Below are 20937 nucleotides of genomic sequence, written 5' to 3' on the forward strand. Positions count from 1 at the left end.
CCACCGCGATCATCACCGGCGGCCCGTTCGGCTTCACCCGCAACCCGCTCTATGTCGGCTTGATGGGACTGCTTCTCGGGATCGGGCTGCTCTTTGACAGTTGGTGGGCCGTCATCGCGACCATCGCGAGCTTCCCCATCCTGCATTACGGCGTGGTGCTGCGCGAAGAGGCCTATCTGGAACGCAAGTTCGGCGAACCCTACCGCGCCTACAGGGCGGGCGTGCGCCGCTATCTTTGAGCATCAGTCCTTTGGCGCGTTGCTGTAGAGCGCCACGCCGACGCGGTCGTTGCGCCGCCATCGCACCAAAGCGCGATAGGCCGTATCGTCGGCCGGGACCTCGAGCAGAAAGCGGTCCGGGATCTCCACATTGGCGCCGACGCGCAATTCCGCGCCCTGCTCGTGCTGATTTCTGACCGAGCAGCCGATCCTGACGCCGGCGGCGATGATCGTGGCTTCCTTGAGCACGAATTCGCGCGCATGAAGACGGCGTTCGATCTCGGGAAAATTGGCCATATCCGGCGGGCTCCTCAGGCAAGGTCCTCCTAGCCATGGGGCAGCACGATAGCAGCGAGGCGTTTCCGTTCCGTTAGCGATCACTGAAACAGTGGTGTGCCGGCTTGATATGCCGGCCGGGTTCACGGATGGAGCGTTCACGCCCGGGCGTTCAGCCGGCGACAGTGACGCCGCTCGCGCGCAGCACCCAGCGGCGGCCGTCGCTGCGGAACTCGGTGAGCGACAGCGGCTCGATGTCGATCTTCCAGACCGAGGAAAGCGGCGCGCCGAGCACATGCGCCATGGCGGCGCGGATCGGCATGGCATGCGTCACCGCGACGGTGTGACCGCTTTCGCCGGCCAGCCGCTCCATCAGCGCAGCACCCCGCCGGGCGACAGCGGCGAGCGATTCGCCACCGTGGGGCGCGGCGCCGGGATCGGAAATCCAGGCCGCCATGCCTTCGGGATCCTCGGCCTGCACCTCTTCGAAACCTTTGCCGGCCCAGCGTGCGAAATCCTGCTCGGCAAGCAGCGGCTCGATCGCCGCGTCAAGGCCGAGCGCCTCGGCCGTCCGCCGCGCGGCCAGCGCCGGACTTATCAAGACACGGTCGGCGCGACGCAGCGAAGCGGCCAGCGCGCCGGCGCGATCGAGGGCGCGCGGCTCCGGCGGCTCATCGTTCGGAAAGCGGCCCTTGCGCGTGCCGGCCGTCGCTCCGCTTGCGATCATCGTCAGGCGGACAAGCATGAAAAACTCCGTGGCCCAGCGAAAAACAGGCCTCACGAAGCCGTGCCGCCATTACATGTCGTTGACAGGCGAACGAAGTGCTGACAAGTGTCTTAGTGCTATACGGGATTGGAAGCCGGTGCGAGTCCGGCACGGTCGCGCCACTGTGATCGGCACCAGCCGAAAGTCAGGCCTTATTCCGCAGCATCGTTCGATCAACGGGACGCAGTATCCCAAGGGAGGTCAATATGTCCGACACCACCTTCGCCCCCAGCTACGGCCCGGTTGCGATTCCGGTCCGCGAGCTTCTGCCCTGGGCCATCCTCGGCGGACTGCTTTTGATGCTGGCGATCTATTTCGTGGGCGCGGAAGAAGGCGCCACCTCGCTGATCCGCGGCACCTATGTGCACGAATTCGTGCATGACGGCCGCCACTTGCTCGGCTTCCCCTGCCACTAAAGCGGTTCAGCATCGCTGAACCCGCTTTCGATTCTGATCCAACGCAATTCCGGACGGAAAACCGCTACGCACTTTTCCTGGAATTGCTTGGTTGGCTTAACGCAATTCCGGACGGAAAACCGCTACGCACTTTTCCTGGAATTGCTTGGTTGGCTTAACGCAATTCCGGACGGAAAACCGCTACGCACTTTTCCTGGAATTGCTTGGAGGGATTGGTGACATGGTTGGAAAACTTTTGCTGCGCGGCATGCTTGTCGGGCTGGTCGCCGGGATTCTGGCGTTCGCCTTCGCCCGCGTCTATGGCGAGCCGCAGGTCGACAAGGCGATCGCCTTCGAGGAACAGCAGGCCCAGGCCGCCGGCGAGGCGCCGGAGCCCGAGATGGTCAGCCGCGCCACGCAGGCCGGCATCGGCCTGGCGACCGGCGTGCTGATCTATGGCGCCGCGCTTGGCGGGCTGTTTTCGCTGGTCTTCGCCTACGCCTATGGCCGGCTAGGCTCGCTCGGACCGCGCGGCACCTCGGCGCTGCTGGCGTTGCTCGGCTTCCTGGCCGTGATCGTGGTGCCCGGCCTCAAATATCCGGCCAACCCGCCCGCGGTGGGCAACGCCGAGACCATCGGCTACCGCACCGAGTTGTTCTTCATCATGATCGTCGTCTCGATCGCGGCTATAGTAGCGGCGGTCGGCCTGGCGCAGCGGCTGTGGAACCGGCTCGGCGCCTGGAACGCCTCGATCGTCGCGGGCCTCGCCTTCCTCGTCGTCTTCGCTTTGGTGAAGGCGGCGCTGCCCGACATCAACGAGGTGCCGGAGAACTTCTCGGCGACGGTGCTGTGGCAATTCCGCGTCGCCTCGCTCGGCATCCAGTTGGTGCTGTGGACCGTCGTCGGGCTCGGCTTCGGCGCGGTTGCCGAACGCGTGGTCGCGGTGCGCGACCAGCGCAGCCCGGCACGCCGCTACGCCTGAAACCGATGCGTTGGCCGCCACGGTTCTGCGCCCTGGCGGCCAAAGCGGCTCAACGGTCGGTACGACCGCAGAGCCACTTTGGTCTTTCGTTTTCTCGCAATTCCGGACGGAAAACCGCCGCACCCTTTTCCTGGAATTGCTCGGTTGCGGCGCTGCTCGCATTTCTGGCCGCCACATCCGCGCAGGCGCATGGCGGATCCTCGGCCCCGCCTCCTCCCGGCATCCAGATCCCCAGCCTGACCCACGGCCAGATGGCCGTCATCGCGCGCTATCGCGGCGAGATCCTCGACCTCGCCCAGCGCCAGACCGCGACCGACCCGACCTTCCGGCGGCTCTACAATCACGGCAATCTGCAATTCACTTATTGCCTCTGGGGCCTGATGCCGGGCAGCCTCGGCGACGAGGAAAGCCCGTTCAACGAATGCAGCCACGCCTATCTCGCCGCCGCCAAGGCGCTGCTCGCCCATATGGCGATGATGCCCGCGGCCCGGCGCGAGGCGAAGACGCTGATCTCGGACATCGATGCCGAGATGGTGCGTAGCGGCGCGTCGTGGATCCTGTGCCAGTACAGCGGCGAGGCCTTCAGCACCGGCGCGGTCGTCGAGCCACGATGGCGCGACATCTTCTTCCACTTGCCGAGCCTTGCGGTGATCCTCGCTATGGTGGCGGCGCTCGGCGCCGCCGCATGGTCGATTTTCCGTTCACCCGCTCCGCGAGCCGGCGCTGCTTAGAACGGTTCAGCGTTTCACGGAATCACCGAACCGCTCCCGGTCTTGCGTGCGATCGTTTTCAGGAAAGCCTGAACGCGCAACCATGTCAGCTCGGCTGCGGACGCATCGTAATCCGGCAGCGCTTGATCGGTGTAGAAATGGCCGATCCCCGGATAGGTGAAAATTTCTGCCCTGACGTGGCAGCGCTTCGCCGACGCCGACCAGTCGGCAACTTGTTCTGGCTGAGCAAATGCATCTGGGTCGGCGACGTGGACCGCGACCGGGACGTGTCGGCGAACATTGCTGGGAATATCAGCAAGGCCATGCAGCAGCACAATGCCGGCGGCAGCGACTCGTTCTGACCAAACGGCACTGATCACGCCAGCTCCCATGGAATGGCCAGCGAGCACCGCGTCTGGAGAAGTCTGGAGGAGCGCCACCCTGGCGCGGTCGCAGATGGTTTCCCACCCAACATGGCTCATCAAGTCAAGCCCGTCGTCGACCGATGCCGCAGTCAGCCCTGCGTAGAGGTCCGGCGTCACAACATCGTACCCCGTGTTTCGCATGCGCTCAGCAGCTTGATGCTCCACCGCCCGAAGGCCCAGCGCCGAGTGAAAGAGTACAATAGCAGCCATCCGCTTTCCCTTCGGCGTCGCCTGGCCGATCGCGTTGAGCTCGGGCAATGATCGTCTTTTATCCGGCTTATCGAACCCCCACCACCAGCCATGCCCTTTCCGAAGCCTGCGCCGTCACCCCATCATCCATGCGCGCGCTCGTGATGGTGACCTTGCGGTTCGGCCATGGCGAAGGGCAAATCCTCGGTGTCGGGACCGGCCGCCAGTTGCAGCCTGGCGCTGAATTCATGCGGTTCGGTCGGCGCGACCAGGCTCTGCAGATAATGATGGTCGCCGCCGACCGGAGACAGCGGCAGGCTTTCGACCGCACCGTCCGCCCTTTCAATAGCGACGTTCGCCCGCAGGCCCTCGGCGTGACGCGACAGGCGCAGCCGCATGCGCTCGCCCTGCGGCGTGTCGACGATTTCGAGCAGCCCGCTGGCTAGCTTGCCGTCGACAAGGAACGGATCCGGCGCATGATGGTGGCCGGCCTCCGTCTCCACTCGGCAAAGTGCACCGTGGCGACGTCGAGCGCCGGGATGTGCGCGAAGAGCTCGGCCTTGAGCGATGCGGCGATGTTGTTCGCGGCGGCAAGCAACAGGCCGTCATTGACCGCGATCGTAACGTCGACATGCAGCTTGTGGCCGAGCCAACGGGCCTTGACGTCGGCTACCTTTTCGATCCCGGCGACATGGTCGGCAGCATGGTGAATCTGGTCAACCAGGCCGGGCTCGACGCCGTCCAGCATGCGGGTCAGCACCGAGCGCGCCGATTGCCAGACGATAGCGAAAATGGTGACGGTGATGAACAGGCCGATGATTGGATCGGCGAGCGGAAGACCGAGCCAGACGCCGGCCGCGCCGGCAACGACGGCAAGGCTGGTGAGGCCGTCGGTGCGGGCGTGATAGCCGTCGGCAACCAGCGCCGCGCTGTTGATCTGGCGACCGACGCGGATGCGAAAAACCGCCACCGCTTCATTGCCGAGGAAACCGATGATGCCGGCGACGGCCAACCAGCCAAGGAAATGCACCGGCTGCGGGTTGAACAGGCGATTGATCGCCTCGTATCCGGCCACCAGCGCGCTGGCCAGGATGATGAGCACGATGATGATGCCAGCGAGATCCTCGACCCGGCCGAGGCCGTAGGTGAAGGTCCTGGTCGGTTTGCGGCGCACGAGCACAAAAGCGATCCAAAGCGGGATGGCGGTGGTCGCGTCGGCGACGTTGTGGATGGTGTCGGCAAGCAGGGCCACGCTGCCCGAGAGCATCACGACGACGATCTGCAGCGCGGCCGTGACCGCGAGGATCACGAACGACCACTTGATCGCCCAGATGCCGCGGTCTGTGGTGGCGATGGTCGCGTCGATCACGCCATGAGTATGGCCATGCGGCCCATGGTGGTCGTGGCCGTGGCCGCCATGATGTCCGTGCGCACCGAAGCCGAACCAGTCGAGCGCTTTTTCCCACATCGCCGCCTCACAGATATTTGGTGAGCTGCTTCAGCTCTTTGAGCGTGTCCCTGGTCGGTTCGCCGCCTTCGACAAGGCAATGCTCCATATGGTCGTAAATCAGCTCGCGCTTGGCATTGCCGACCGCGCTTTCGACGGCATGGAGCTGTTGCGCGAGGTCAAGGCAGGACCGGCCCTGCTCGAACATGGTGAGCACGGCGGCGAGATGGCCATGCGCTCGCTTGAGCCGGGCGATGATATCAGGACGGGAGCTGTGTATCGTCATGGCAATATCCTATCCCCCAGGGTAGGATATTGCCAACAGACAATACGCCTCGAACTCTCGAGGTTAGCCCGCGGCAGGGCTGGACTCGCCGCCCAGCCGAGCGTGCCCGCTGGCAGATGCTCGCCGACGCAGCAGGTCCTTGGCCCGCGGGGCAGTCTCTGCCGCGAAATCCCGATTTCATGTGATCAACCGGCTGCGGCGAGCGGCAGCCCCCCGGGGCAACCAAATGCTTGGTTTGCCGTTTATTTTAGCGGCTGCCGCCACCTACCGTGGGGCCAGGCGGCTCTGGCGGCCAGAGACCGCGCGAAAAGGAGGCCGCAATGACACGGCCCGCAGTGGAGATAGGCGACCGGGTGGCTGTCATCGCCACCGTGATCGAGCGCATCAAGGACCGCGTGATGCTGAAGCTCGACGGCGATGGTCATAATTATTCGATGGCCGAGCCCAATGCCAAGCCAGGCGACAAGCTCAGACTCGAAGGCGACGTCGTGCATGTCGACGAGGATCTCGGACGCACGACCGTGCAGGTGCTGGGACGCGTGACGGTCGACACCAACTCGGTCGAAATGGTGACGAGGCGTTGCGACCTCGACCATATCGGCTCGAACGTGCCCGGCCACCCTCGCCCGCGCACCCCGCCGAGACCACACGGGTAAAACCGGTAGCAGAGGCGCGATCCTCCTCGCCGTGAAGCGGTGGCCTGCCTTAGTGACGCTTGAAATACTGCACCTCGCGTTCGTGCTTTTCTGCCGCTTCGCGGGACTTGAAGGTGCCCAGGTTGCGGCGCTTGCCGGTTCTGGGATCGACTTTGCGCGAATAGAGCCGGTATTCACCGGATTTCAGCTTGCGGATCATGGCGGTCTCCTTGTGAACCAGGACTCTAATCCGCCTGGGGCCCTCGCGGTTCCGAGCAGGGCCTTGCCGCCCAGTCACGGCCCGCCGGCAAAAAAAGCGCTGCTGTCGGTGAACCATTTCACGGACGCAAACGACCCAATGTCGGAAGCGACACCGTAACGACACGATTGAGTCGGATTATTTGTATTCAAATGACTTTCGCGACGTTATGCCGATGTCGCTGAAGTGCCGGATCTGAGGAGGGTGAGATGGTTACGGCGAAGCTTCACGGCGTTGAACTCGTCAGGGGCCAGAAGTGGACGGTGCGCGTCACCGCCTACGGCACAACGCTCATCTTTCCATTCGAAGCCGAGCAATATGCGCGCTCCTATGCCGATGGCCAGGCCTTCCGCCTCGGCGTCGAGGTTGTCGAACTGAAGGATTGCGCCTGAGGGGCCGAGCCGGCCATCGCTGAATGGCCTCAAGACCCGCACAGCTATAGAATAGGCGCATGTCGGCTTTCGACTCGGCAAAGCAATGGGCGCGAGGGATCCAGCGCGATGTGATGGCGCTGTGGATTGCGGCCCGCGATCCGCGTGTCCCCTGGTATGCAAAAGCCACAGCGGGTGCGGTCGCGGCCTATGCGCTGAGCCCCGTCGATCTTATCCCGGACTTCATCCCCATAATCGGCTACCTGGACGACTTGGTGATCGTGCCTGTCGGCATCATGCTGGCGGTCAAGCTGGTCCCGGCCGATCTGATGCAGGAATTCCGCGAAGAGGCGGTGAGACGCGAGAAGCCGGTGAGCAAGGCCGGGCTCGCCTTCATGATCGCGCTCTGGGTGCTGGCGGCGCTGGCGCTCACTTGGCTGTTCTGGCCAAAGCCAGCCTGAATGCTTCGGGGCCCGACCAGACGGCGTCGATTGCATTGGCCTGGCGCGGCCATCTTTAGATTAGCGACATCTTGTATTTGTTGTAAATCAGGGTCATGCTTTTGGCGCGCGCGAAACCACATGCGCAGTGTGTAGGCTCAAAAGGTCAAGCGTGATGCAATTCGCAGTTTGCTACGACCACAGCGGGTTCGATCTGGCGCGGTCGATCCTCTTCGATGTCACGGCGTTCTTTGCGCTGATGGCGCCATTGGCGATCGCGCGACTGATCGAGATATCCCGACAGGACGCCGTCCGGCTACAGCCCGCCTGAAGCCTGAAAGGCACGGAATTCCTAATCGTCGAGGGCGACCTTTCGGGTCGGCAAGTCGCCGAGCAATGCCGAACAGTCGATCACCTCCTGGAAGTGAGCCTGCGGATCGAGCACGAGCCATGAAGCGTGGGTGCGAAGATCCTTCAGCCTGGCATTCTTTTGCGCACGCGCCAGGCGCTCCGCCTCGGAAGCCTGAAAAGGGCTTTCGGCCTTGTGATGGTGAGGAGTCCTCGACATCGCGGCGGAAAACGCGCCGACTCCCCTTTTCGTTCCGCGAAAGCGGATGACCCTCTGCGCATTGCAATGACCCGTGGGGCCAAGGCTGCCAGTTGCTCCCGATGCGACAAACGAGCGGAAAGTGCCGGACCGGCGGTTGGGGTAGCCCGGCTTGCCTTGGCGGTAAAAGAGTACGGCTCTTTGACTGGCAAGCCGGGCTGAAGCGCCGACCTTTGGGTTTCCTTGGGGGGAGCCGGCGCAGGGATAGAGTGTCGGTTTCCCGCTGCGCCCGCAATTGTTGCTGAGGTCCTACGCGCCGGCGCAATGGTCCGACCGGTTGGAAGCCGCGGTGCCGCAATTCCAAGGCTGAAAACCGCGCAGACCTTCCTGGAATTGCTTCAGGCGCCCGAGCGCTCAAACTCGTGTAAGACGGCCGTCTTCTTGAAGCGCTCTTTTGACGAAAAGCTCGGCGTGTTGCGCCCATTCCGCTTCCGCGACGTCATTCTCGCGAACGGACTGCCTGAAAGCTTCCCGCAGCGCCTCGAGCTCAAAAATCGACAACCGCTGGTTTCTTTTTTGCTTTTTTTCGCCGACGTCCATACTGCGTTGCCAACAGCGTGATGAAGCCCATTGTATATGCGGCGGTTGTTCGACCCATCAACAGCTTGATCCTGACTTCTTTTGGGGGCAAATTTTTGCCGCGACGTCCGCAGTTCATGTCGGGAAAGAGGGCCAGCCCGCCGATATGGACGGTTGCAAGCCGGGCCGCCCGCGAGAGGTCGCCGCTATATGTCTACATCCACAACGATCGATGAAGAAACCGCACCAGGCCAAGGCATCAGCGGTGTGGCGCTTTATCCCGCGGGGCATATGCCGTTGGTCCGGAGCCGGGGCTTGATTGGTGGTTGCGGCATTGCAAAAGAACCCGCGATTTCAGGTGGCAGCCGGCCCGCGTCTCCTCCGTCAACAGGAATGGCGCTGGCTTTGCCGCCCGGCGGAGCAAGCAGCCTCCTTGCTTGCGAATCAAAGCCCGCCCGTCGGCGTGCGCCCAAACCTGCTCTGCCATTAACCTTTCCCACGGGCACGGACCAAGGTCGGTGTCGCAATTGCCTCCCCTCACCTATACTGTCGCGGACGGGTGGGTGAATGGTGCCGATGTTTGGGAGGTATTTAACACGACCTGCACGAATCTGGAGCGGGCTCTCTCTGGCCTGGCAGTTCGTGATCGCGGGCGGTATCGGCCTTCTGGCGGTGATGCTCGTGGTCGGGCTGTGGGTGACATCGCAGATCCGTGACGGGGTCCTGCACAATTCCGCCGCCACCACCGCGCTCTATGTCGACAGCGTGATCGCACCCTTGCTGCCCGACATGCGCAAGAGCCAGGAACTCGACGACACCGTCAAGCGCGCGCTGGACGAGACGCTGGGCCAGGGCGCGCTCGGGAAAAGGCTGGTCTCGTTCAAGCTGTGGCGGCGCGACGGAACGATCCTCTACTCCAAGGATGCCAGCCTGATCGGCAAGCAGATCAGGCCCAACGCCAACCTCATCGCCGCTTTCGCCGGCAACGTCATGGTCAAATACAACAGGCTCGAGGACGAGGAAGACGACAAGGAGCGGTCGATGGGCGTTCCGCTGCTCGAAATCTACAACCCGGTGCGCGAGCCGTGGTCCGGCGAGGTCGTGGCTGTCAGCGAATTCTACGAATTATCCGGCGACTTCGAGGAATCGCTCCACTCAGCTCTGCTGTGGACATGGCTGGTGGTGGCGGCCGCCACCGCCGCGGCGCTTGCCCTGCTCTCCGGCATCGTTTTCCGCGGCAGCCGCACCATCGTCACTCAACAGGCTGCGCTCGAGGCCAAGGTTTCCGAATTGCAGACGGCCCTAGCGCAGAACTCGTCGCTGCGCCAGCGCGTCCAACGCGCCTCGCGCCGCGCCACAGCGATCAACGAGCGGTATCTGAGGCGCATCGGCGCCGACCTGCATGACGGACCGGCGCAACTGGTGGCGCTTGCCGCGCTGAGGATGGACAGCCCGGCGCTGGTCGACCCGGCCACGTCGAGCACGCTGCGCGAAGCCGAGATCGCCGGCATACACAAGACGCTCGGCGAAGCGATGCGCGAGATACGCGGCATCTGCAACGGGCTGGTGCTGCCGCAGATCGAGGCGCAGGCCATCGCTGACATTTTGCGGCTGGCGGTAGCCGAGCATGAGCGCCGCACCAGCACCAAAGTGTTGCTAACCTTGCCTGAGCGCTTGCCGGAACTCGGCACCTCGGAAAAGATAAGCGTCTATCGCTTCGTGCAGGAAGGCCTGAACAACGCCTTCCGGCATGGCAAGGGCAAGGGCCAGCAGGTCAGAGCCACGACGAAAGGCGGCAAGCTTTTGGTCGAGGTGATGGATTCCGGTCCCGGCTTTGACCCGGCCCGAAGCGAGGGCCTTGGGCTTGCGGGTCTCAGGGAACGCATCGAAAGCATAGGCGGGCAGTTCGAGACGCTGTCCGGCCCGGAAGGGACAAGACTGGTGATTGCCTTGTCTGTCGAGGAGCAACCGTGAGCACATCCATCCGCATCGCAATAGTGGACGACCACCCCCTGTTTCGCGAGGGCGTGGCGCGCAGCCTCGGCGAAATCGGCGGCTTCGAGCTTGTCGGCGAAGGCGCCAGCGCCGAGGACGCCGAAAGGCTGGCGCGCGCCAGCACGCCCGATATTCTCCTGCTCGACATCAGCATGCCGGGCGGCGGTCTCAACGCGCTCGCCAGTATCCTTTCAGCGATGCCCGAACAGAAGATCGTCATGCTCACGGTATCGGAAACCAATGCCGATGTCGCCCAGGCGCTGAAGGCCGGCGCGCGCGGCTATGTACTGAAAGGCGTGGGCTCCAAGGCGCTGGCCGAGATCCTGCGCGATGTCGCCAACGGCCAGAGCTACGTATCGCCGAGCCTTTCGGCCAGGCTGCTCTCCGACCTTTTGCAGCCCACCGGCAGCAAGCCCGATCCGCTCAGTCAGCTCACCGGCCGCGAGGCCGAGATCCTGAAACTGGTCGCCGAAGGGCTGAGCAACAAGGAGGTAGCCGCCCGGCTGTCGCTGCAGGAGAAGACGGTCAAGCATCACATGACCAGGGTGCTCGCCAAGCTCAACGTGCGCAACCGCACCGAGGCGGCGCTGCTGATGCATGAGGCGAGGGAAAGGCACTAAGGTACTGGGGAATTTAAGAATTGAGGAATTGAGGAATCGGGGGAACTGGATAAGAGAGGACTCTTCAGTTCTTCAGTTCTTCAGTTCTTCAGTTCTTCAGTTCTTCAGTTCTTCAATTCCCCAGTTCTTCAACTCTCAACGCTCACAAGTTCAGCAGGCGCGACAGGTCCTCCTCCGTCGCCTGCCGTTCGATGATGGTGCGGCCTTGCGCATCCGTCATCTCGAAACGGCCGTTCTGGACCTGCTCCTTCATACCGTTGCGATGAATGACGGTGACCTTATCGCCGTCGATCGAAAGCGTGTCGCCGGTCGCGGCATTGGTGTAGCTATTCTTGCCGCCGGGATTGGTGTTGCCCTTGCCGCTGTTGTTGCCCGGCCCGGCATTGGGGTTGCTCGCGCCGGCATTGCTATTGCCGTTGTCGCCCTGGCCATTGCTGTTGCCGTTGTCGCCACTATTGCCGGAATTCGAGCCGCCGGCGGAACCCGAATTGCCGCCACTGCCATTGCCGCCGTTCCCGCCTCCATTGCCATTGCCGTTGCCGGCATAGGCCGTGGCGGCGACGATCCCGGGCACGCCACCAAAGGTGACATGCCATGGCGCAAGCACCAGCGCCAGCGCGCTCGAAGCGCGCAGGAAAAACCAGACCATCCTGAATGACCTGGTCGCCTTCATGGCCTAGTTGGGCGCGATCAAAGGCGCAACGGCGCCGTCGTCGTTTTCGCCCTGATCATCATTGTCATCACCCTGATCGTCGGCGGTTTCGCCATGATCATGTTCGCCGTGGTCGTCGCCATCGCCATCATGGTCGCCACCCTGGCCATCATGGTCGCCGCCGTCATGGTCGGCGCCGTCATGGCCGCCGTCGCCACCACCGTCATGGCCGCCATCGCCGCCACCGTCATGGCCGCCATCGCCGCCACCGTCATGGCCGCCATCGCCGCCACCACCATGGCCACCTTCGCCACCGCCACCTTCGCCCTCTGCGTAAGCCGCTGACGGGACCAGCTTGGCGCCGTCGAGCGCCAGGTGATAGGGCGCCACGGTCAGCGCCAGTGCGGTCGAAGCGCGCAAGGCGAACCAGACGAGCTTTCCGAAGGGAAGGTTTTGCATCTTTTCTCCTCGTTCCGGTTCCGCCTCGGCATGCCGAAATTCCGCTCGCGGCATGCCGAGGCGGAACCGGTGTGTTGATCCGGCGAGAATTCACATTCCGGCGGGGCGACGAAAGCGGCCCACGACCCTTGCCCCCACCCGTCGGACCATTTCGGGCGCCATAGCTGACCAATGTCGCAACGGACAGGCTTTGCCGGCGCAAAAAATTACCCCCGCACGAAGGCGGGGGCAAGGTGAGTAGCCAAGTTCCATCGCAAGACGATCAGGACCGCAGAGACGAAGCAAAAGGTGGCAACCTGATTTTGCAGCGCTGACCTTCGGTCCCTTAAGATCTAATCCGGATAAAACCTCACTCCCACAAACTCTGTCTCACAAATTCTTCAGGCGATTGAGATCGGCCATGGTGGCCCTGCGGTCGACGATGGTGCGTCCGTACTTGTCTTCCATCCTGAACCGGCCGTTCTCGATCGTTTCCTTCATTCCATTGCGGTGCGTGACCTGGATGCTGCTGCTGGTGGCCTCGACCTTGTCGCCGGTAACGGCGTTCACATGACTATCGACATCCGCGGTGCCTGCCGCGCTGCTGCTCGCGCCGTTATTGCTCTTGCCGTTGTTGCTGCCGCTATTGCTGTTTCCGTTGTTGCCGCCGCTATTGCCGTTTCCACTGTTGCCGCCGCTATTGCCGCCACCGTTCCCGCTGTTGCCGCCGCCGCTTCCGTTTCCACCACCGCTGCCGCCATGACCACCGCCGCCTTTGTCGGCATAGGCCTTGGTCACGACGAGACCATCGACGGAGAGACTGACAGGCGCGACGACAAGCGCCAACGCAGCCAGCGCTGGCAAGACTAGCCTGCAGCCCCCGCGCGATGCGCGCATTCGGTTCTCCCCATGCCAGCCTTTCAGCCCGTCGGCCGAACTACCCCACCGGCAATATCGCAGCATAAGCATCCCCAATCAGCAGTGCATAAGGAAGTGGCCCACGACCCATGTCTTGTCCACTCGGACCTATTGCAATTTTGTTATAGGACTTAGGTCTTATTTCAACCACCGGATGCGGTCGGATGTTGCCGCCACGGGGGGTGTTTTTCCAAAGCCGACCAATCCCTTAACGAGCTGCGGGTGTCGAAGCGGTTCACCGTTTCACGGAAACGGCAAACCATCGCACGTCCTTGTTTCGAAGCAGCTCAGGATGGATTACCGCTGCGAGGCGCCGAGCCTGCCGTTTCGCGCATTTTCCGGGATTGCCCCGGTCCGAAAGATGGATTCAGGCCGGCAAAGGCACCGGCCGCCGCGCCGCGACCGCGGTGCCGAAGGCGGCGGCAATGACGGCGGCGACGCCCGCGCATTGCAAAAGGTTGAGCTTCTCATGCAGAAACAGGAAGCCGGTCAGCGCGCCGCCCGCTGGCTCCAGGCAAACCAGCATGCCGTAGACCTTGGCCGGCATGCGCGCCAGCACCAGCATTTCCAGATAGAAGGGCAGCGCGCTGGAGAACAGGCCGACCACGGCCGCGCCCGCCATGATGTGCGGGTCGGCGAGATAGGGTTGAGCGGCGCTGAAGCCGAAAGGCAGCGCCAGCACAGCGGCGATCGCCATGCCATAGGCGGAGGTGCGCACGCCGAGCTCGGCGCCGGCCTTCTGCGCGAAGATGATGTAGAGCCCCCAGCAGGCGCCCGCTGCGAGCGCCAGCACCACCCCCAGCGGATCGAGCCCGCTTCTGGCATCGGCAAAGGGCGAGAGCAACACGATGCCGATTATCGCAAGCGCCACCCAGACGAGGTCGAGCATGCGCCGGGAGCCGAGCATAGCGACGAACAGCGGCCCGGTGAATTCGAGCGCCACGCAGATGCCGAGCGGAATGCGCTGGAGCGCTGCGTAGAACAGCATGTTCATGGCACAGACCGTGATGCCGTAGGCGGCGAGCCAAGGCAGGGTTTTCCGCGAGGGCAGCACCTTCCAGGGCCTCAGCACCGCAGCCAGCATCAGCGCGCCGATGGCGAGCCTCAGCATGGTCGTGCCTTCCGAGCCCAGCACCGGGAACAGCCCCTTGGCAAAGGCGGCGCCGACCTGAACGGACAGGATGGCGCCGAGCAGCCCCAGAACGGGCATTGCGCCGACATGGGTTTCCGGCTTCGCGGTCTGCGTCGAGGTCAATCCTGGCTCCATCCCTGGTTCGGGAATGGAGATAGGGCGCGGGCACCGCGCTGTCGTGAGGCAGTACGGGGCGGATGGTGGGACAAGAGAGTGAGGTTTACGCCTTCGTCATCCTGGCGCGGAGCAAGGAGCGAAGCGACGCGCGCAGGGTCATGCCATGGCGCTAACGCGTTGCAACGCGTACGGAATTCTGGACCGCCGCGCGAAGGTAACGCCGTGAATCCTGGGGTCAAGCCGAGGATGACGAAGCGTAAGCGCAGGCCCCACTCGGCCGCTGCGCGGCCACCTCTCCCCCGCGTTTGGCGAGGGAGAGAAATGCGCCGGCGTTATCCCGCCATGGCGAGCGGCGCGGCGCTCTTGTTGGGGATCTGGATGTCGATCTCCAGCGTCGACATGGTCGCGCCGCGGTCCATCGAGACCTGGAGGTAGTCCTGGTCGATCTGCACATGCTTGGCGATGACCGCCATGATCTCCTCGCGCAGGATGGAGACGAGATCCGGCTGGCCGCGGCTCTGGCGCTCATAGGCGAGCAGCAGCTGCAGCCGCTCGCGCGCCACCGGCGCGCTGGTGCGCCGCTTGAAGAGATCGAGGATGCTCATGCGGCCCTCCTTCCGAGAAGCCGGTCGAGGAAGCCCTTACGTTCGAAGGGGACGACCACCGGCAGGTCCTCGCCTTCCAGGCGTCTTGCCGCTTCGAGGTAAGCCTTTGCGGCACCATTGAGCGGTTCCGAGAGCGTGACGGGCGAACCGAGATTAGAGGCCCGCAGCACATCCTGGCTTTCCGGGATGATGCCGAGTAGCGGCGTCGAGAGGATCTCCAGCACGTCGTCGATCGACAGCATCTCGCCGCGCGCGGCGCGCGCCGCGTCATAGCGCGTGACCAGCACGTGTTTTTGCACCAGCTCGCCCTGCTCGGCCTTCATGGTGCGAGCGTCGAGCAGGCCGATGATGCGGTCGGAGTCGCGCACCGACGAGACTTCCGGATTGGTGACGATGACCGCCTCGTCGGCGAAGCGCATGGCGAGCTGGGCGCCGCGCTCGATGCCGGCCGGGCTGTCGCAGAAGACATAGTCGAATACCGATCGCAGCCGGGCGATGACTTCCGCCACACCCTCCTCGGTCAGCGCGTCCTTGTCGCGCGTCTGCGAGGCGGGCAACAGGTAGAGAGTCTCCAGCCGCTTGTCGCGGATCAGCGCCTGCGAAAGCTTCGCCGTCCCCTGGATAACGTTGACGAGGTCGAACACCACGCGGCGCTCGGCGCCCATGATGAGGTCGAGGTTTCTCAGGCCGACGTCGAAATCGACCAGCGCCACCTTCTTGCCTGTCCTGGCCACGGCGGCGCCGAGCGCGGCCGTCGAGGTTGTCTTGCCGACGCCCCCCTTGCCCGATGTGACCACGACTACCTTGCCCATATATCCAGCCTCCATTGGCGGTTTTTATTCTCTGGCCGTGCCAGGCACGGCGGGATCTTTCGCTTTTGGTGCACATCGTTCTCCCAAGACCGCTGCAACTGGGGGCGACATGCACTGATAACCTTCGCACGCGAAACCGGTCCGAAGCTTGCGGCCAAGAACTCAGCCGAGCGGCACCACGCACAACGCATCATTGTCGAGGAAGGCCTGCACGGCCTTGCCGCGCGACACCCCTTCCATCTCCTCGGCCGTGGTGTACCAGCCGTCGACGGCGAGCAGCTCGGCCTCGTTCTTGCGGCAGAAAATGCGCGCCGAAATATTGCCTTCCGAGCCGGCGATCGCCCGGCCGCGCAACGTGCCATAGACATGGATCGAACCGCCGGCGACGATTTCCGAGCCGGACGCGACCGAGCCCAGCACGATCACGTCGCCATGCGGATGGAAGACCGACTGCCCGGAGCGGATCGGCGCCTTGATCATCAGCGTGCCGGCGGCAGGCGCCGGCACGGCGCCCTGCCCTGGCTTTTCCGGTTCGGTCTGGGCCGGCTCGATCCTGACCGCTTCCAGCCTCGCCAGTTCGGGATCCACCGGCTCATCGCCGGTCGCCTGCAGAACCTCGGCAGGCGCCGCCGCCTGGATCGTTTCCCGGATCACCTCGTCCCGCTCCCCAGCGACGGCCATTTCCAGCTCTTCCGCCCGCGCCTTGCGCGCGGCCCGGCCCAGCAGCCCCTCGGCGGTCGCCTCCTTGGCGCCGGCCAAGAGCGGCGGCAATTCAGACCCGAGCTCGGCGCCTTCGAGCTCGATGGCATAGACGCGGATGCCGCGCGAGCCGAGCACGCCGACAAGTGCTGCGATCTCCTCCGGCCCCGGTTGCAAGGTGTTCAAATCCAGCACCACCGGGCGGCCGTTGAAATAGCCGGGCGAATTGGCGATCCAGTGATCCAACCCCTCCAGCCAGTCGGCGATCGGCGCTTCCGGCGTCAGCGTGAAAGCGACGAAGGAACGGGCACGAAAACGGATCGATTTGTTGTGCAAAGGGGCGGCGAAGGTCACGACCGGGCGAATCCTTACTCAATGGTTAAAGGGTGCCGGGCTAATGGTTAACAAAAGGTTAATTTTGGGGATTGGAGCCGTTAATAGCTGACGCGGCTAACTGCTGTGGCCGGGCGGTCACAAGACCAGCCGCCGCCCCGCAATTCGCCGAAGATCGAGGCTCCGACGAGCCAGGCGTGTGAAGCGCCTAATATACGAAGCGACGCGCGCGGACCATCTTCTTGCCCGGAACTTTCCACTCTCTTCAGGGAGGAGACGGGCATGGGCATTGATCGGCTAGACAGCAAGCGAGCAGGCAAGACAGGTGCCGCAATGGCAGTCCTGATGGTGCTTGCAGGATGCATGACGCACCAGCCGAGCGGAATAGACGCATACCAGACGAGCAGCACAGACCAATGGCTGACGACGTCAGATGCGGACAAGGTCGTCAGCGCGATGAGCGCCAAGGGAATGATGCCGGCGACCATCGACTGCCGGTTCGACAACACCGCGCCAGGCCAGGTGGCCTACCGCTCGAAATTCACCTGGAAGCAGGCGCCTGCCAACACGCGCTACCACTGGGAAGTCGGCGACCCGACCTACCTCGCAAGCAAGGACGTCGCATCCAACAGGGCGGGTCTGAGGCGGGTGTTCGCGAAGACCGCGCGGGACCCGGCGACGGGACAGAAAGTCGGCTGCTCGATCTGGGCGAGCAGCAGCTAGAGAAGCGAATTGCCGATCGGCGATCGAACCTCTGCACAAATCGCGGTCGGCAGCTCAACGGCTCTCATTTGCAGCGGTTTGGCTGGCCAGACAGGAAACAAAGGCGCACGATACGATCTCGCTGGTGCGGCGAGGACAGTCCGGCTTGATCTCTTGCTGAGTAGGGTCGGGCTGTCCAGGAGCCTCTCCTTGGTCTTGCATGCGAGCGGGGCCTTTGCTTGCGGCTGGTTTCCCGCCGACTGCCTCGTGTCGTATCACTCAAGCCTATCTTTGCGTTCGCCCACCCGTTCGCCCACAACAAACAGTGCTTGCCATGTTGCGCGCCGCGGCCTAAGCGCAGTGATGGCAAATGAAAAATTCGACCAGTCGGTGACGATCATCGTTGATCCGGCCGGCGGACGGGAGGCAATCGGCGATGCCGCCGCCTGCCTGGACTTCCTGCTTCGAAGATGGCGCGGCAAGCGAAGCGACAAGCACCGCGCAGCCATTCAGGCCTGCACGGATGTAAACAGCGGGCGCCGACCGGCTTCATTCGCGCGCAAGGCGTTCATAGCAGCCGCCCGCGAGGCGGCCATTCTCGTGACGCCTTAAGGCTGCTCGCGCGGTCTGAAATTCTTACTTTCGATGTCGATGATCTCGCCGCAATTTTCACACTCCATCTGGGTGTGAGCGCGTATCCAGCCCACACGCGTTTTCGCCTGGTAATGGCACCGCGGGCACTCCACATCGATTTCGAAGTGATCGGACTCTCGTTGTGTCATTGCGGTTCCAAGGCCGGCCTGCCTAACGCGACATTATCCGTTATCAGTGCTCCCCTCCCGCTCGTCTTCCGGATCCACCACTTTCTCTTTCGCCACCTTGGCCGCGAGCTTCGCCTCTTTCTTTGCCGCCTTCGCCTGATCGCGTTTGCTGCGCTCGTATCGGTAGTTGGGTTTCATCGCCATGGTGTTTCTTCCGGTTTAGGCAATTTGCGCCTTGGGATTTGGACATGCCCAGGAGCGGGAAAGACAGTTCGCGAGACATAAGGCCCAAGCAAGAGGCACTTGTCAGGCGGCCATCATGTCAAATCAGGCGATTGCGTTCTGCGATCTGACGTGCCCGCCGCAAGGTGCCGTCAGTGTCGGCGAGCTTGCGCCTTGCTGCCTCGTCCTTCCTGACCGTCGGCCGCGCGGACATGATGATTGAGGACCTGACGATCGGCTTGATCGCGGCGGGCGGGGCCTCGGGGGTTTTCATGAAACGCATCGGCATTATCCTTTCTTGTAGCAGCCAAGGCCAAGGCTATTCGGGGCTGCGCGCTTTTGCCTGCGACATTGGCTTCCTGCCTATCGGAAGCCGGAAGCCGTGAGCGTGTAGGAGTTTCGGCGCTCGCGCGCATATGCTTTGCTGGCGGCATCCTGGATGGAACTGCGCAAGGCGTCGAATGCCGAAAGATATGCCATCTCGGCCGTTTCCTTGCCCCCAGCATCGCCAAATGTCCCAAGGACCTCGACCTCGACGAAGAAGCGGACCTGGAACATACCGTCATGGCCAATGAAGCAGACGGCGCGGCGCGTTTGATCGAAACTCCGGCTGGGATTTGGAAAGGCGAGCGTCATGGGGTGCCCACCCGTGTTTCAGCGTGTTCAGCTGCTGCCGGCCGGGTTCTATTCCATTCCTTTCGAGCCTCGACATTGCGACGGTTGAGATCCAGCATGCTCGTCGTCGCATGCGCACGCGTCAGCCCGACCATCGGAGCGCCGTCGACATGCGCCGGAATTCCGGTGAAGACATGGCAGACGGTCCAGGAATGATCCGCTTCGACGCGGCGGCCGTATTGATGATTCCTGAAGGCATGACCCGACAAGCCTCTGTTGTTTGGGGAACAGCCGGATACGGCCTTGTGGCCTGCCTCGGTCTCGCCGTTGGCCATGGACCTGTTCATACCTGTCTTTCCTCGCCTGCCTGCGCGGCGACAATCTCCGAATAAAGCGCCGCGCCGTCAGCTTCGGAAATCGTGACCGCATCCGGCCACTGCGGCATGTTCAGCGTCCTCGCCAGAAGCCGCGCGATCTCGATTGCATCCTCGAGACCCGTTGCCAGCACCGTCTCGCGGCCGATGACGGCATGCGCGTCATCGCTGACGCGCGTGCGATAGAATTCGATCACGACCTTCATCGAGACCCGCCGCGCGATGGCATAGAGCCCTTCGCGCCGAGGCCGGCGCCTTGATTGAACGGGCTCTCAGGCCTGGTCGGAATTCTTCCCTGCTTCGGCGTCCTCATTTCGCGATTGGAGCGTTGCCGTCCCTTGGCCATGTCCGAACGTCCTTTCGATCAGCATCAGGCCGGGATCCGAGGCCGGGGTTCCGGCCGATTCCAGCCTGTCCTCGGTCACCACGCGCTCATGAGGTTCGGTGTCGCTGCGGACGCGGTATTGCGGCGAGTTTTCTTTTGGCGGCAGCGTGCCGGTGACGTGGTAGACCTCCGAGGCCAATGTCCGGAAATCTCCCTTCAGACGGACCGCCTGTCCGATGTCGAACAAGCGCGGCGGGGCGCCGTGCCGTATCGGCCGTGTGTTGCGCTGCATAAGGCTTGTCATGGTTGTCTCCGGTCGTCTTCAGCGCCGTCTCGAGAGAGGCCGGTTGATCGATGCTTTTACCGTGCGAACCCCATTGTGCGGAGAATCGCCGGCAGGTGAATGAAAGAGGCCGCGTTGCGTCGCGGGAAAGACCCTTCCGGGCCTCCTCCTCGAGATCGGTAGATACTCTGCGGTCGCGGCGCGCCTGAAGCGCGGCAGCACCAAGGAGAGCCGAAGCAGACGACGACGGTGGACGCGATGCGAATGGCCACGATTGCGGCTTTCCCGTGAAAACTTGCTAGGATGGGCTTCCGCGTTATTTCAGTCGAACCGCTGGAACGATTTGCGGTGCTGCCAGTACATCCGTGGTCAGCGCCCTGCGTCGTTCCAGGTTCAAACGAGCAAGCTGCCGCGCCGGACCGGCGCAACGCTTCGCTATCGAAAATTCGGAAAAGGATTGGCGCGGCTCCGACGGGGCGAAAGCCAAACTCAACCAAATCAACACTTTTTGTATGCGCCTCAATTGCGCTCAAAGCAAGACTTACGCGTCTATTATTTTTTTCCCGGGTAAATAGAAATCTCGGGTCCGGGCCTGAAAAGCGGCAAATCGATTTGCAGGCGCTTACCAAATTCCTGAAATCTTCGGATTATTTCGCCCAAACATTTTTGAACTTCCCTGGGATTATTTTTTCGGTCCCATCCGCCACAACCAAAGCCGTCTACACGACGACAGGCTTGGCCCAGAAAAAGGCCACCGAAAATCCGGGCACATAGCGGCTATATCGTCGTCCGGCCACCGCTTCCTCCGA

At 63.2% G+C, this 20937-nt stretch carries 35 protein-coding genes and 1 riboswitch; of the genes, 14 read left to right on the plus strand and 21 right to left on the minus strand.

Translation table 11 applies throughout. The features are described 5' to 3' along the window. Positions 1-239 (plus strand): methyltransferase (locus FJ423_RS30120; protein ID WP_281409024.1); only part of this gene is annotated, 239 nt, incomplete at its 5' end. Between the two features lie 3 nt (positions 240-242). On the opposite strand, the gene FJ423_RS30125 is transcribed toward FJ423_RS30120, so the two are convergent. Together FJ423_RS30125 and FJ423_RS30130 are read right to left on the minus strand one after the other, a co-directional pair. Beyond that, the gene (locus FJ423_RS30125; protein ID WP_140846743.1) at positions 243-515 is read right to left on the minus strand and encodes a PilZ domain-containing protein; all 273 of its coding nucleotides are present in this window, start codon (positions 513-515) and stop codon (positions 243-245) included. 151 nt (positions 516-666) lie between these two features. Beyond that, positions 667-1239: a histidine phosphatase family protein gene (locus FJ423_RS30130; RefSeq protein ID WP_140846755.1), complete on the minus strand. Its 573-nt coding sequence runs from the start codon at positions 1237-1239 to the stop codon at positions 667-669. 83 nt (positions 1240-1322) lie between these two features. Further along, positions 1323-1466: riboswitch (adenosylcobalamin (AdoCbl) riboswitch) on the plus strand. Between FJ423_RS30130 and FJ423_RS30135 the strand changes: the two genes are divergently transcribed. The 3 genes from FJ423_RS30135 (at position 1467) to FJ423_RS30145 (ending at position 3368) form a co-directional block, all read left to right on the plus strand. Beyond that, a complete protein-coding gene (locus FJ423_RS30135) occupies positions 1467-1676 on the plus strand; it encodes a CbtB domain-containing protein (RefSeq protein WP_095770085.1) in 210 nt (69 codons plus the stop codon). Between the two features lie 220 nt (positions 1677-1896). Beyond that, complete coding sequence (locus FJ423_RS30140; protein ID WP_140846768.1) at positions 1897-2637, plus strand: CbtA family protein; 741 nt, start codon at positions 1897-1899, stop codon at positions 2635-2637. A 251-nt stretch (positions 2638-2888) separates the two neighbouring features. Further along, positions 2889-3368, plus strand: a complete 480-nt coding sequence (locus tag FJ423_RS30145; protein ID WP_140846779.1) for a hypothetical protein — start codon at positions 2889-2891, stop codon at positions 3366-3368. A gap of 14 nt (positions 3369-3382) precedes the next feature. Here the strand turns inward: FJ423_RS30145 and FJ423_RS30150 are convergent, their stop codons facing one another. From FJ423_RS30150 to FJ423_RS30160, 4 genes are all read right to left on the minus strand, one after another. Then, positions 3383-4030 carry a dienelactone hydrolase family protein gene (locus FJ423_RS30150; protein ID WP_224638387.1) on the minus strand — a complete coding sequence of 216 codons (648 nt, stop codon included), beginning with the start codon at positions 4028-4030 and terminating at the stop codon, positions 3383-3385. 74 nt (positions 4031-4104) lie between these two features. Next, positions 4105-4464 (minus strand): hypothetical protein, encoded by a 360-nt coding sequence (locus FJ423_RS34865; protein WP_348642944.1) that lies wholly within the window; start codon positions 4462-4464, stop codon positions 4105-4107. Then, a complete protein-coding gene (locus FJ423_RS30155) occupies positions 4404-5429 on the minus strand; it encodes a cation diffusion facilitator family transporter (protein ID WP_348642945.1) in 1026 nt (341 codons plus the stop codon). Before FJ423_RS30155 ends, FJ423_RS34865 begins: the two co-directional genes overlap by 61 nt. Positions 5430-5436: 7 nt before the next feature. Further along, entirely contained in the window at positions 5437-5694 is a 258-nt protein-coding gene (locus FJ423_RS30160; protein WP_140846793.1) for a metal-sensing transcriptional repressor, read from the minus strand. Between the two features lie 320 nt (positions 5695-6014). Between FJ423_RS30160 and FJ423_RS30165 the strand changes: the two genes are divergently transcribed. Next, positions 6015-6350 carry a hypothetical protein gene (locus FJ423_RS30165; RefSeq protein ID WP_140846805.1) on the plus strand — a complete coding sequence of 112 codons (336 nt, stop codon included), beginning with the start codon at positions 6015-6017 and terminating at the stop codon, positions 6348-6350. Positions 6351-6399: 49 nt separating this feature from the next. On the opposite strand, the gene FJ423_RS30170 is transcribed toward FJ423_RS30165, so the two are convergent. Then, entirely contained in the window at positions 6400-6549 is a 150-nt protein-coding gene (locus tag FJ423_RS30170; RefSeq protein ID WP_095770090.1) for a hypothetical protein, read from the minus strand. A gap of 248 nt (positions 6550-6797) precedes the next feature. On the opposite strand from FJ423_RS30170, the gene FJ423_RS30175 reads away from it, so the two are divergent. The 3 genes from FJ423_RS30175 to FJ423_RS33785 all read left to right on the plus strand — a co-directional run bounded on the left by FJ423_RS30175 (position 6798) and on the right by FJ423_RS33785 (position 7730). Further along, complete coding sequence (locus FJ423_RS30175; protein ID WP_036258067.1) at positions 6798-6980, plus strand: hypothetical protein; 183 nt, start codon at positions 6798-6800, stop codon at positions 6978-6980. Positions 6981-7039: 59 nt separating this feature from the next. Next, positions 7040-7420 (plus strand): YkvA family protein, encoded by a 381-nt coding sequence (locus tag FJ423_RS30180; protein ID WP_140846817.1) that lies wholly within the window; start codon positions 7040-7042, stop codon positions 7418-7420. A 154-nt stretch (positions 7421-7574) separates the two neighbouring features. Beyond that, positions 7575-7730: a hypothetical protein gene (locus FJ423_RS33785; RefSeq protein WP_181174953.1), complete on the plus strand. Its 156-nt coding sequence runs from the start codon at positions 7575-7577 to the stop codon at positions 7728-7730. Between the two features lie 21 nt (positions 7731-7751). On the opposite strand, the gene FJ423_RS30185 is transcribed toward FJ423_RS33785, so the two are convergent. After that, a complete protein-coding gene (locus tag FJ423_RS30185; RefSeq protein ID WP_140846827.1) occupies positions 7752-7967 on the minus strand; it encodes a hypothetical protein in 216 nt (71 codons plus the stop codon). Positions 7968-8270: 303 nt separating this feature from the next. Here FJ423_RS30185 and FJ423_RS30190 point away from each other — a divergent pair, with 303 nt between their 5' ends. The 3 genes from FJ423_RS30190 to FJ423_RS30200 all read left to right on the plus strand — a co-directional run bounded on the left by FJ423_RS30190 (position 8271) and on the right by FJ423_RS30200 (position 11140). Next, positions 8271-8567: a hypothetical protein gene (locus tag FJ423_RS30190; RefSeq protein WP_140846839.1), complete on the plus strand. Its 297-nt coding sequence runs from the start codon at positions 8271-8273 to the stop codon at positions 8565-8567. A gap of 534 nt (positions 8568-9101) precedes the next feature. Further along, positions 9102-10499 carry a sensor histidine kinase gene (locus FJ423_RS30195; RefSeq protein WP_140847000.1) on the plus strand — a complete coding sequence of 466 codons (1398 nt, stop codon included), beginning with the start codon at positions 9102-9104 and terminating at the stop codon, positions 10497-10499. Then, on the plus strand, positions 10496-11140 hold the full coding sequence (locus FJ423_RS30200) for a response regulator transcription factor (RefSeq protein ID WP_095770095.1): 645 nt from the start codon (positions 10496-10498) through the stop codon (positions 11138-11140). The genes FJ423_RS30195 and FJ423_RS30200 overlap by 4 nt, the downstream gene beginning before the upstream one ends. Before the next feature lie 142 nt (positions 11141-11282). On the opposite strand, the gene FJ423_RS30205 is transcribed toward FJ423_RS30200, so the two are convergent. The 7 genes from FJ423_RS30205 to minC all read right to left on the minus strand — a co-directional run bounded on the left by FJ423_RS30205 (position 11283) and on the right by minC (position 16867). After that, positions 11283-11789, minus strand: a complete 507-nt coding sequence (locus FJ423_RS30205) for a hypothetical protein (protein WP_224633252.1) — start codon at positions 11787-11789, stop codon at positions 11283-11285. Positions 11790-11816: 27 nt separating this feature from the next. Then, positions 11817-12251 carry a hypothetical protein gene (locus tag FJ423_RS30210; RefSeq protein WP_140846864.1) on the minus strand — a complete coding sequence of 145 codons (435 nt, stop codon included), beginning with the start codon at positions 12249-12251 and terminating at the stop codon, positions 11817-11819. A gap of 369 nt (positions 12252-12620) precedes the next feature. After that, a complete protein-coding gene (locus tag FJ423_RS30215; RefSeq protein WP_140846878.1) occupies positions 12621-13127 on the minus strand; it encodes a hypothetical protein in 507 nt (168 codons plus the stop codon). 388 nt (positions 13128-13515) lie between these two features. Beyond that, on the minus strand, positions 13516-14403 hold the full coding sequence (locus FJ423_RS30220) for a DMT family transporter (RefSeq protein ID WP_246680353.1): 888 nt from the start codon (positions 14401-14403) through the stop codon (positions 13516-13518). 326 nt (positions 14404-14729) lie between these two features. Beyond that, on the minus strand, positions 14730-15002 hold the full coding sequence (gene minE, locus FJ423_RS30225; RefSeq protein ID WP_042638296.1) for a cell division topological specificity factor MinE: 273 nt from the start codon (positions 15000-15002) through the stop codon (positions 14730-14732). Next, positions 14999-15814: a septum site-determining protein MinD gene (gene minD, locus FJ423_RS30230; RefSeq protein WP_095770099.1), complete on the minus strand. Its 816-nt coding sequence runs from the start codon at positions 15812-15814 to the stop codon at positions 14999-15001. Before minD ends, minE begins: the two co-directional genes overlap by 4 nt. A gap of 162 nt (positions 15815-15976) precedes the next feature. Further along, complete coding sequence (minC, locus tag FJ423_RS30235) at positions 15977-16867, minus strand: septum site-determining protein MinC (protein ID WP_140846905.1); 891 nt, start codon at positions 16865-16867, stop codon at positions 15977-15979. 261 nt (positions 16868-17128) lie between these two features. Here minC and FJ423_RS30240 point away from each other — a divergent pair, with 261 nt between their 5' ends. Then, positions 17129-17569: a hypothetical protein gene (locus tag FJ423_RS30240; RefSeq protein ID WP_140846917.1), complete on the plus strand. Its 441-nt coding sequence runs from the start codon at positions 17129-17131 to the stop codon at positions 17567-17569. Positions 17570-17758: 189 nt separating this feature from the next. Beyond that, entirely contained in the window at positions 17759-18160 is a 402-nt protein-coding gene (locus FJ423_RS34425) for a DUF982 domain-containing protein (RefSeq protein WP_224607387.1), read from the plus strand. A 203-nt stretch (positions 18161-18363) separates the two neighbouring features. Here FJ423_RS34425 and FJ423_RS33790 read toward each other — a convergent pair whose 3' ends face one another. The 6 genes from FJ423_RS33790 to FJ423_RS30270 form a co-directional block, all read right to left on the minus strand. After that, a complete protein-coding gene (locus tag FJ423_RS33790; RefSeq protein WP_095770103.1) occupies positions 18364-18513 on the minus strand; it encodes a hypothetical protein in 150 nt (49 codons plus the stop codon). A 118-nt stretch (positions 18514-18631) separates the two neighbouring features. Beyond that, positions 18632-18820, minus strand: coding sequence for a hypothetical protein (locus tag FJ423_RS30250; RefSeq protein WP_246680354.1), 189 nt, complete (start codon positions 18818-18820; stop codon positions 18632-18634). Positions 18821-18894: 74 nt separating this feature from the next. Continuing rightward, complete coding sequence (locus FJ423_RS30255; RefSeq protein ID WP_140846928.1) at positions 18895-19167, minus strand: DUF1488 domain-containing protein; 273 nt, start codon at positions 19165-19167, stop codon at positions 18895-18897. Continuing rightward, positions 19164-19481 carry a hypothetical protein gene (locus FJ423_RS30260; protein WP_140846938.1) on the minus strand — a complete coding sequence of 106 codons (318 nt, stop codon included), beginning with the start codon at positions 19479-19481 and terminating at the stop codon, positions 19164-19166. The genes FJ423_RS30255 and FJ423_RS30260 overlap by 4 nt, the downstream gene beginning before the upstream one ends. Positions 19482-19489: 8 nt before the next feature. Beyond that, positions 19490-19726: a hypothetical protein gene (locus FJ423_RS30265; protein WP_140846944.1), complete on the minus strand. Its 237-nt coding sequence runs from the start codon at positions 19724-19726 to the stop codon at positions 19490-19492. Between the two features lie 66 nt (positions 19727-19792). Next, positions 19793-20149 carry a hypothetical protein gene (locus FJ423_RS30270; RefSeq protein ID WP_181174954.1) on the minus strand — a complete coding sequence of 119 codons (357 nt, stop codon included), beginning with the start codon at positions 20147-20149 and terminating at the stop codon, positions 19793-19795. A 282-nt stretch (positions 20150-20431) separates the two neighbouring features. Here FJ423_RS30270 and FJ423_RS30275 point away from each other — a divergent pair, with 282 nt between their 5' ends. Beyond that, the gene (locus FJ423_RS30275; RefSeq protein WP_140846946.1) at positions 20432-20902 is read left to right on the plus strand and encodes a hypothetical protein; all 471 of its coding nucleotides are present in this window, start codon (positions 20432-20434) and stop codon (positions 20900-20902) included. Positions 20903-20937 lie beyond the last annotated feature (35 nt).

Origin of the sequence: Mesorhizobium sp. B2-8-9, assembly GCF_006439475.1 — a bacterium.
In the GTDB taxonomy this organism is placed as follows: domain Bacteria; phylum Pseudomonadota; class Alphaproteobacteria; order Rhizobiales; family Rhizobiaceae; genus Mesorhizobium.